The organism is Stenotrophomonas sp. 01N47, from assembly GCF_056399165.1.
Genome location: NZ_JBFTQU010000011.1, coordinates 36,727 through 46,216 on the forward strand (window position 1 = coordinate 36,727; position 9,490 = coordinate 46,216).

Genomic DNA, 9,490 nt, shown 5'->3' on the forward strand with positions numbered 1-9,490 from the left:
TCACAGCTGGATACGCGCCACGCTCTCGTCCGAGCCCTTGGCATCCTTCTCGCCGTTCTTGATGCTCACGTACAGCACGTTGTTCCTGGCATCCAGCGCCAGGCTGTTCGGGTGCGTCGGCACAGCGTAGGTGGCCACCTTCTGGTAGCTGTCGCTGTTGTACGCGGTCACCGTACCGGCTTCGCGGTTTGTCACGTACAGGCGCTTGCGCGGTGCATCCAGCAGGATGCCCAGCGGGCCGGCGTCGGTCGGGATGCTGGCCAGTTCCTTGCCATTGCTACGGTCGAGCACCAGCACGCGCTGGCCCGGGTGCTTGCTGACCAGCCCGCTGCTCTTGGCCTGGTAACCACGCAGCATTTCCGAGCCCTGGTCGGTCACGAACAGGCGCTTGCCGGCCGGGTCCAGCGCGATGTTCATCGGCTGCTCGGCGGCGATCTTGTGCTGGGCTTCCACCTTGTTGGAGTCGGTGCCGACCACCACCAGATCGGCCAGCAGATTGCTGGTGTACACGCGCTTGTTGGCGGCATCCAGCGCCAGGCCCGGCGCCTTGGCATTACCCAGGCCCGGAATGGTGTTGATCACCTTCAGGGTGTTGGTATCGATCACGAACAGCACGCTGCTCACATCGGGCTGGCTGCTGTGGCCGGTCACGTACAGGCGGTTGGCGGCACTGTCGACCACCAGCTCGCGCAGGTCGTGGGTGTAGGCGGCCTTGCCGTCCTTGCCGGTCTTCTTCTCCATCAGCTGCACGGTGCCGATGGCCTTGTTCTGTGCGGTGTCAACCACGGTCACCGACAGGTCCACGGTGTTGCCCACGTACAGGCGGTTGTGGGCGTCGTCCAGCACCACGCCGAACGCCTTGCGCTCCAGCGGGATGCGGGTTTCCACGGCGAGCGTAGTGGGGTTCAGACGCAGCACCTGGGCCGGGCCGGCGTCATCGCCGAAGCCACCGGACGAAGCAACGAACACCGCGTTCTGCTTGGGGCTGTAGGCCAGCTCGTACAGTCCCTGGGCGACGGCCTGGCGCTGCACGGCGGTGGCGGGGCTGGTTGCGGTGGCGGCGTCAGCGGCGAAGGCGGTCGGGGCACCGAGGCTCAGCGACACGGCAACGGCCAGCGCGGCCGAACGGAAAAGGGAATTGCGGATCATGCGAGCGTCCTTCAATGGGCACGGAGGGTGTCCTGGCTCGCGGGGCCGTTCTTCGACGGCCCGGCCCTGCATCTGTCTGCGCGGGGTGGGGCTGGCTGGGTAGCGGGGGAATGGTAGCAGGTGAGGCCCGTGGCGTCCGCCTGCGGATGCATGGCGGACGCGCTGTTCGGTGTTGGGCGCCTAGACCATGCGCGGGGCGTGCGCCTGGGCCAGCTGCTGCTCTTCCTGTTGACGCTGGGCATCGCGCTGCGGCTGTGCCTGCGCCAGATGCTCGATGCGCTCGAACGAGGCGGCCACCGGCGTCTGCGCGGCGACATCTGCCGGCAGACTGGCGCGCTGATGCGCCGGGTCGCTGCGGTCGCCCTGCACGATGAAGAGGTTGGGGGCCGCATCGCCACGGCGCTCGCCGAGCAGCACATCGTCTACGCGCGTGAACTGCTGCTCCTTGGAGAGTGCCAGGAGGCTGGCGCTGACGTTGCCGCTCTGGGCGCCGAAGGCTCCGAGGTCGGCCACCTGCTGGTGAAGCTGATTGAGGCGAGTGTGATCGGCGTGCGATGGATCGGCGGGGGTTCCGCTCAAGGGATGGGCATCCTGCGTCCGCTCGCCATTCTGCGAAATCCACCACTGACCGAAGGTCTGCGTCGGCATGTCATTCCACTTCACCTTGTCCAGCTCGCTGTCCTTGACCTGCTGTGGGATAGCGTTGATCGCGGGTATGTTGTCCAACACCTTGATCGAGCCTTCGTAGTTCCTGATCTCACCGGCCAGCCCTACCGGGCGCAGACCAGCGTGGTTCAACGCACCCCAGGCGAAGTCGGTGCAGGCATTGGTGACCAGGTTGTAGTTGTTCTTGTCGAAGCCGTGCTTTTCCGGGGCTTCAGCGAACTCCATGATCTTGTCGTACTGTTCCCTGCTGATTTCGACCATGCGCTCGTAGCGCGGATTTCTGTAGACCAGATTGTCGTAGGTATCAACTTCACCTGCGTCCGGGTTGGTTGGCGTGGGCGCGCGCGTATATCCGTAACTTTTTGGATCGCGTCCGCTGCCATCATCGATCGTGAGGAACATGTGCCCCACGGACGAGTTCTCGAGCCGTACTGGCACGGAATCCCTCTCGCCCCAGCGAGGCGTTCCCGGAGCAGCCACATGGATCGTGACGGTGAAACGCTCTGCAGTGTCCTTCTGCATCTCTCATTTTCCCAGTAGTTGGAAGCCGACAATAAGCTCGGCCGATATGTCATTGAGCTGGGGTCGATCCTCCAGCAGGTCCACGGTCAAATGGTATCTGCCGGCATCCAGCAGGCCCGCATCGGCCAGTTGCAGCATGTGGTAGGAAACATCCTGCGAGTACAGTCCAGCCTCAATCAGCATCCCGCTTTCAACTTTCCCCTGAACCAACTTGCCGACGTGGCCGTCAGGCGGAAGAGGCTCCATGCTGCGGCCTCCCGGGGCCGTGGTCATCAGCCGCACCGATGTAGCGTGGTCGCCGTCCAGGCGCTCCAGACGAACGCGCGCGGGGACACCGACGTCCCTTATCCGCTCGGCCTCGGCAAGCAGCGGCTTGACCTCCTGTGCTTGCAGGCGGAACCCGATCTTCAGACTTGGAATCGCGGGAGGTACTGCAGGCGGCAAGTCAAAGGTCACGTCCACGATGCGCCTCGCCTTGTCCAACCGCACGTCTCGCGTGAACGGCACCACGGTCCGTGCATCAGCCTCCGCCCGGGTCAACAGCTTCGGGGCTTCAGGTGACGAAGTACTGCCGCAGCCCACCAGCAAGGCGAGTACCACCGACGCAACAACTGCAAGCGCCGCCCGCATCACTGCTCCTTCAACCGCAGCGAATCAGCCACATCGGTCTGTGCCGCCACCTCCGTAGCGATGCTCGCGCGGCGGTGCCCCGGATCATCGCGGTCGCCCTGCACGATGAAGATGCTCTCCGCCTCGTGGCTGCTCTTGGTAGGCCGGCTGAGCAGCACGTGGTCCACGCGGGAGAGGTTGTTCTGCTTGGCCAACACCAGCAGGCTGGCGCTGATGCGCTGGCTGGTGTCGTCGAAGGTGCGCCCGTGTGCAGCGTCCAGCTCGGCCACCTTCTGGATCAGCTGCGCGAACAGCCGGTGGTCCGGGTGCGAGGGGTCCAGCAGCGTGCCGGCCACTTCCATCGGGCTGGGCGGCGGCTCGTGGCTCGGGCGACCGCCTTCGCGGTGCAGCTCGGCCTCATGTTCGGGCATCGGGTGGTGCTGCTCGCCGTTCAACTCGCTGGCTGGGAATGGCGCCGCAATACACTGGATTTCCGGCAGGTTGAACAGCACCGCGAACTCGCCCAGGTTACTGCCGCCGTCCAGCGGTGCAGGCTGCGAATGCAGGCCGGCGTAGTGCAGTGCGGCCCAGACGAAATCGCTGCAGCGGTTGATGGTGGCGGGTCGTTCGACATCGAACTCGAACTCGGCCGGCTCCTCGGCGAAATCGCGCAGGCAGCCGTAGTGCTCCTCGGTGATTTCCAGCGTGCGGCTGTAATACGGGTCGCGGTGCTCGTCGACGTCGTCGTGAACGACTTCGGCGTACTGCACACCGGCGGGGTTCTCACCGGTCGGAAGGCGCGGCGGTGCGAAGCCGTAGCTGTGTGCTTCCTCGCCGGCGGCGGTCTGGAAATACATGTGGCCGCGCGGCGAGCTGCCACCGCTGTTCAGCGGGGTGCCGGGCGCGGCCAGAAAGAGGGTTACCGTGTAGCGTGTTGCTTGCTCCATGCCTGCTCAGCCTTGTTGGGTACTGCGGTCCTGGCCGGATGATCGCATAGGTGGGTTCGCGGGCAGGTGGAGAGAAAAGCAGCACAGGGGCCGAAGCCCCCGAAACTGTGATCTACCATGCAGTACTCGGCCTGGGTCAACCCATTTGCATGGGCGCCCGGCTCTGTTCCAGCACGGGCTCCTGCTGTACCGCCAAGGCGCGTTCCTGCTGGCTTTGCGAAATCTGCTCGACCTTGGCGAACGACTGCTCCACTGGCGTTCGGGCTGCTTCCTCTGCCGTCATAGAGGCTCGCACATGCGCAGGATCGTTGAGCTCGCCCTGCACGACGAATAGCCGCTGTGCTGAGCCATCAACGGGGGGACTGCCCAATACAACATGATCGACGCGCTCCAGCCCATTTTCCTTGGCGGTGGCCAGCAACCCCACCGAGATGCGCTCACTGGTTTCGTCGTAGGCCCGACCGTGCCCCTCATCAATGCCCGCTACGCCCTTGCGGATGGTGTCGAGCATCTCGCGATCGTTGCCTGGCAATTGCTCATCGCTGATGAGGCGTTGCTTCAGGGTTCGGTCCGGCATCTTGTTGTAATGCTCGATATTCAACTCACTATCGGGAAACGGTGCGCGGATGCTGCGGATGTACTCGACATTGGTGAGCGGCTTGAGGCCGCCTTGGAAATCCTTGTCCTGCATGAAAAGCGCATTGGTGCGATGGAGCCCCGCGTGATTCAGCGCGCCCCAGGTGAAATCAATGCAGCTGTTGTTGAGCCCGTGATACTCCGTATTGAACCCGTTCTTGTCCGGCGCGGCACCAAATTCCTTGAGCTTTTCGTACTGATCTTTCGAGATTTCGAGCGTTCGTTGGTAGAAGGGATTCTGGTACTCCCGCGCGTCAGAGTCGTAAACCTTGCCGGGGCCGGTCGTCGCCCCGTGCTCCTTCGGCGCAAAGCCATAGCTGATGCTCTCACGGCCATTATCCACTGCGTAATAGACGTGGCCCGCGGTAGATGTTCCGCCCTCCAACAGCGGGGTTCCTGGCGCCGCAACGTAAATTGTCACGCGATATCGTTCGTCCATGAAACGCTCCTATTTCGACTTGTGCTTGTAGGCGACAAGCAATTCTGCCGGGATCGGCGCGAGATGCACGGGTGGGTCAAGTAACTCCACACTCAGGCGGTACCTGCCCGGAGAGAGGTTCTGGCCCCACGCCATCGCCAGTTGCTTGTAGTGCCTCTGCGGATTGGACAGACCTGCCGCTTCGAGTGAGGTGTCGTCCACGTCATCAAGCCAGACCGTTGAAACGCGCCCGTCAGCGTTGATCGGCACGAGAGTGGCAGCCGTTCCTGGCTGCTGCTCAACACGGACGAGTGGAGCACTTGCCTCACTCATTTCCCCGAGCTGAGTGAGGTGTATGCGTGCAGGCAGACCGGCGCTTCGAATCATCAAGGCCCGCTCCTGCGCTACGGCACCATCTTCCCCACTTACGCGAACGGCAACCAGGAGCGTTGGCGTGGCGTTTCTACCGGGCGGCTCCAGATTGAACTCTACGACCATGGGCTCGGCCATTGACGTCAGAGTAAGCGGTCTGACAAGCGGCACATTGTTTTGTGCAGCACTTGAAGACGTCTCAGATCGCGGCGGGGAAGTCTGTGCCTGACAAGCGCTCAGCAGAAGAAAAGCCAAGCATGCACCTGCTCCCAGCATCCGTCGTCCCAGTCGCAGCATCGTCCGTCCTCGCCTCAGCTTTGATTGATAGGTGTGTTTTCACCAGGCCTTCTTATACACCCAGGCCTAAAAGCAATCTACGACGACTGTCACTGCAGAGCGGACGGCTACCGCCGGGTCCGCAGTAGTCGAATTCACATCCCATGTCTTGAGACGTACTTCAGCCATCCTCCCCTCCCCCACTGGAGGATGACCATGACCAAGATCCACCCCACATGGCTCGAAGCCTTCGACAAAGAGCTCCTCCACCTATTCGCCGTCGACCATCGCGATGCCGGCATGGATGAGTACCTGCTGCGCTGCTACGCAGATCTCCCGCCGCGCGAGGCGGCGCTGGCGTTCGGCAGCGACTACGACCTGGAGCGCGACGATGCGCTGTGGCCACGACCGGGCATGCCTATTTGATCCGCGCAGCACTCCGGCGCACCGGCATTCAAGGCAAGCGATGCAGGGGCATGGCCGCTATGCTGGCAGCGCACCGGAATGGAAACCACGTATGCCCCGTTTGAACACCGCCCTGGCACTGAACCTCGTTCTGATGCTGCTGGGCGCTACACCTGCCATGGCCATGGCGGCAGACCCGCAGGTTTCCACCGAAGTGTTCGTGGAGCGCGGCGACAACCCCAGCTTCGAGCTGCAACAGGCGCCTGCGGTTGTGTATTCCACGGCCCCTGCCACGCCGCCCGATACCGTGCTGCAGGTTCCCATGGAGGTGCTGTTGGTTGCTCAACTGGATGAGCTGGGCCACGTTTCCAACGTGATGGTGGCGCGGTCCAGCGGATTGAGGGAGTTTGATCGTGCGGCCTTTACCGCAGTGGACCAATGGCGCTTCGAACCGGTGGTGGTTGAGGGCGTCGCGCGGCATGCGCGGGTTCGGGTGCGTTTGACCTTCGTGCCCACGGCCGAGGCGCAGCCCGGCTGAACCGCTGCTTCAATCTGTCGTAATTGGTCCTACGCCGTGGACCTGGCTGTGGGCATCCTGCGCTTGGGGGCAATAGCGCCAAGCCCTTCAAGACCGTTGCGGCGCAATCGCTTGCCGGCTTAACACCGTGTGCGACAATCCCGAAAGCGTCAGGATTGGCAATCGCCAGTTCTGCATTTTCTTGGCATCTGGCCACTACGCGGGTATCTCTTGGCGTGCCACCGAAAAAGGGTGGCGCGGGACTCGAAAACCCGTCTATGTACCAGATGTATGCGCTTGCCGGCCGGCGTCACCTTTTGTGTGGCGCCGGCTGGCAATCCGTTCGCGTTCCATGGCGGGCGGTGCGTGGGGGCCTTCGTGCCCGCCGGTCTGGTACTTACCGGTTTTCGAGCCACGCACCGTCCGCCGCCTCTATCTGGTGGCGCTGCTATCTGTCCTGTACGGAGCATTGCCATGAACACATCGGACTTCCGTTCCCTGCACGCGCAGTACGATCCGGACAACGCCGAACCCGAGCGCGAACCGTCCGTCGATCCCAATACCTTCGTCGCCACGCTGCACCGCATCGGCACCGGTGCGGCTGCGGACGGCCAACCTTGGCCGGAGAGGCATCAACTGCCTGGGCGCTGTCTTCAGCTGGCGGATGCTGATTGCGCGCTGGCGGGCCTGCGCGTAGTGGCGGAGATGATGTTGGCCGCGGAGCGGACTCGGCAGAACGGCGCGCCTGAGGAGTACCTGGGGGATCGGGTGATGGAAGGGCTGAAGATGGCTTGTGTAGCGTTGACTGCGCAGGCTATTGAGCGGCTGCAGGTTCGGGAGTAGAGCGCGCCTCGCTGCGCACATCGAATGCAATGCACGGATCGTATGCACGGTCCGAAACATTCGCCGCTGTCTGAGCCCTTTAGCCTCCAACACTGGCCTCACTATGCCGAGCCGGACTTTGCTTGCCCTGACGACGGCAGCGCTATTGGGATTGATCATTGGAGGGACGTACGCGCCGGCCACCGCAATGAGTCTTGAGAACTACCCAAGGCTCACCGACTCGGAGTTTCCCCCGTTTCGGGCCGACGCCGAGAGCCTTGCCGAAGCGTTAGCTTGCCAAGGCATCACCATCGGAATTCATGATGCCGGTGCACACTTCTTTGATCTGAGCGTACGTGACGATGCCATTCTGTTCGTGGACAACTCTGGTCCGAGTCTTCTAGTAGTCACCATGTCTAAGGTCGCAAGCGATGCAGTAGAGCTACAGCGCTGGAAAGATGGATGGGGCTCACCAGAGAGACGCAGGACGAACTTGAGCGCACCTGAGAAGAGCTGCCCTAAGTCTGCGCCCCAGTAGCCCCCATCTGCAACCTGTCGAGGCAGCCAAACGCGTCAACCAATGACACAAGGAACCTGGTTCTGGCTAGAATCCTGGGCAGTTAGCTTTCGGGACAGGGATCTAGGATGGAACTCCCATTCGAGGTGGGCGCGCTCTACAACCGACAAAAGCAGATCCACGGTGTATTTGGCGGGCAACAGCAAGGCGGCATTTCGACACCAAAAGAGCATCCGCTAGTCATCGCGTTCACGGGCGAGGCCGGCGTGTCTCATGGCTACCATGACTTCTGGGACGACGACGAAGTCTTTCATTACTTCGGCGAGGGTCAAGTCGGAGACATGAAGTATGTGGCGGGCAACCGAGCGATTGGTGAGCACGTGAAGGATGGCAAGACACTCGTAGTGTTCCAGATGATGGGCAAGGGGCGGCCCTACCGGTACCTTGGTAGGTTCATCTGTCAGTCCTCCTACGTTCGACCTGGCACGCCAGATGGAAAAGGGCAGCCTAGAGCTGCGATCGTGTTCCGCTTGAGATCACTGGATGCCTCACTGGGTCTTGCGGCAAGTGAGACGGACCAAGCTGAGATCGATTTCGCTAGCGATGACGCAGGCGAGACCACCACAAGACGCGAAACCGAAGTGAGGACGAAGCAACGCCTGTTCCGTGAGCGCCTGATTGGCGTTGAGAAGGGCTGCCGGCTGACCGGTATTGAGGACCTAAGGTTCCTTCGCGCGAGCCATATCAAGCCATGGGCTGATAGTACTCATAGCGAGCGCGTTGATGGGGAGAACGGTCTTTTGCTGGCCCCGCATGCGGACCTACTGTTTGATCGCGGGTGGATCAGCTTTTCGTCGCGCGGTCGAATAATAATTTCGAATGGCCTGCCTACCGACGTACAAGCTCGGCTCGGTCTAAATTTGGATGCATCACTTCGATATGGAGTCTTTTCCTCGAAGCAGCTTGGCTTCCTTGAATTTCATCGTGACGTTGTTTTTGATAGGCACCATCCAGCATCACATTACCTAGAGCACCGACCCCAAAACTTCCTGTAATAATCCATCGCTTTATATTTATGACATTCCATTAATATAGCGACGCTAACCGCGTCCGGGATAACAATCTTCAGTACGTGATAAGGGCGCTGCTGGTTGTAGAAGGCGATCCAATCGGCGATTGATCTCAGGGCGTGGACTTGGCTCTCGAAGCGATGCTGGTGCACACATTGCTCCTTCAGCCTTCGAATGACTCATTCCAACATCCCGTTCTGCTGCGAGAGGCCCGACATGATGAACTTTGGCTCAGCCAGCCATCCTTGCCGCCCCCGACCCTGCGCAGGCCGGCGGCCCAGCACTGATCCGGCCCTTCGGCGCGCGATATTCTTTGCTTCAATCCGCGGCCGCTCGCCGAATGGATGTTTGCTCACCTGCCGGCCCTTGACTTGGAATATACGATGCGCAGAGCTCTTGTCCATGCCAAGCGTCGCTAAGACGGTGCGATAGCTGAACGAAGGCTCAGCCTCAATCATATTTTTGATCGGCTCAGCCAGCTCCGTATTGATCTTGGCGGCACCGTTAACGGACTTGTAGCCCATTATCCGGCGCGCCAGACAAAACCACTGCTAGAGCTTTGCT

At 61.6% G+C, this 9,490-nt stretch carries 12 protein-coding genes; 4 read left to right on the forward strand and 8 right to left on the reverse strand.

The annotated features are described in order from the left end of the window. From AC1DKR_RS18505 to AC1DKR_RS18530, 6 genes are all read right to left on the reverse strand, one after another. Entirely contained in the window at window positions 1-1,149 is a 1,149-nt protein-coding gene (locus AC1DKR_RS18505) for a YncE family protein (protein WP_478034329.1), read from the reverse strand. A gap of 180 nt (window positions 1,150-1,329) precedes the next feature. Beyond that, window positions 1,330-2,337, reverse strand: coding sequence for an XVIPCD domain-containing protein (locus tag AC1DKR_RS18510; RefSeq protein WP_478034331.1), 1,008 nt, complete (start codon window positions 2,335-2,337; stop codon window positions 1,330-1,332). Window positions 2,338-2,340: 3 nt separating this feature from the next. After that, a complete protein-coding gene (locus AC1DKR_RS18515) occupies window positions 2,341-2,967 on the reverse strand; it encodes a hypothetical protein (RefSeq protein ID WP_478034333.1) in 627 nt (208 codons plus the stop codon). Continuing rightward, window positions 2,967-3,893: an XVIPCD domain-containing protein gene (locus tag AC1DKR_RS18520; protein ID WP_478034336.1), complete on the reverse strand. Its 927-nt coding sequence runs from the start codon at window positions 3,891-3,893 to the stop codon at window positions 2,967-2,969. Before AC1DKR_RS18520 ends, AC1DKR_RS18515 begins: the two co-directional genes overlap by 1 nt. Window positions 3,894-4,029: 136 nt before the next feature. Continuing rightward, window positions 4,030-4,968, reverse strand: coding sequence for an XVIPCD domain-containing protein (locus AC1DKR_RS18525; RefSeq protein ID WP_478034338.1), 939 nt, complete (start codon window positions 4,966-4,968; stop codon window positions 4,030-4,032). A 9-nt stretch (window positions 4,969-4,977) separates the two neighbouring features. Next, the gene (locus AC1DKR_RS18530; protein ID WP_478034341.1) at window positions 4,978-5,334 is read right to left on the reverse strand and encodes a hypothetical protein; all 357 of its coding nucleotides are present in this window, start codon (window positions 5,332-5,334) and stop codon (window positions 4,978-4,980) included. A gap of 477 nt (window positions 5,335-5,811) precedes the next feature. Here AC1DKR_RS18530 and AC1DKR_RS18535 point away from each other — a divergent pair, with 477 nt between their 5' ends. The 4 genes from AC1DKR_RS18535 to AC1DKR_RS18550 all read left to right on the forward strand — a co-directional run bounded on the left by AC1DKR_RS18535 (window position 5,812) and on the right by AC1DKR_RS18550 (window position 8,911). Further along, window positions 5,812-6,021 carry a hypothetical protein gene (locus AC1DKR_RS18535; protein WP_478034343.1) on the forward strand — a complete coding sequence of 70 codons (210 nt, stop codon included), beginning with the start codon at window positions 5,812-5,814 and terminating at the stop codon, window positions 6,019-6,021. A 91-nt stretch (window positions 6,022-6,112) separates the two neighbouring features. Next, a complete protein-coding gene (locus tag AC1DKR_RS18540) occupies window positions 6,113-6,538 on the forward strand; it encodes a TonB family protein (RefSeq protein WP_478034447.1) in 426 nt (141 codons plus the stop codon). A gap of 453 nt (window positions 6,539-6,991) precedes the next feature. Further along, window positions 6,992-7,360, forward strand: coding sequence for a hypothetical protein (locus tag AC1DKR_RS18545; protein ID WP_478034345.1), 369 nt, complete (start codon window positions 6,992-6,994; stop codon window positions 7,358-7,360). 624 nt (window positions 7,361-7,984) lie between these two features. Further along, entirely contained in the window at window positions 7,985-8,911 is a 927-nt protein-coding gene (locus tag AC1DKR_RS18550; RefSeq protein ID WP_478034347.1) for an HNH endonuclease, read from the forward strand. Here AC1DKR_RS18550 and AC1DKR_RS18555 read toward each other — a convergent pair. Further along, window positions 8,878-9,102: an integrase core domain-containing protein gene (locus AC1DKR_RS18555; protein ID WP_478034449.1), complete on the reverse strand. Its 225-nt coding sequence runs from the start codon at window positions 9,100-9,102 to the stop codon at window positions 8,878-8,880. The two genes, AC1DKR_RS18550 and AC1DKR_RS18555, sit on opposite strands and share 34 nt — an antisense overlap. Before the next feature lie 3 nt (window positions 9,103-9,105). Continuing rightward, complete coding sequence (locus AC1DKR_RS18560) at window positions 9,106-9,450, reverse strand: hypothetical protein (RefSeq protein ID WP_478034349.1); 345 nt, start codon at window positions 9,448-9,450, stop codon at window positions 9,106-9,108. Window positions 9,451-9,490 lie beyond the last annotated feature (40 nt).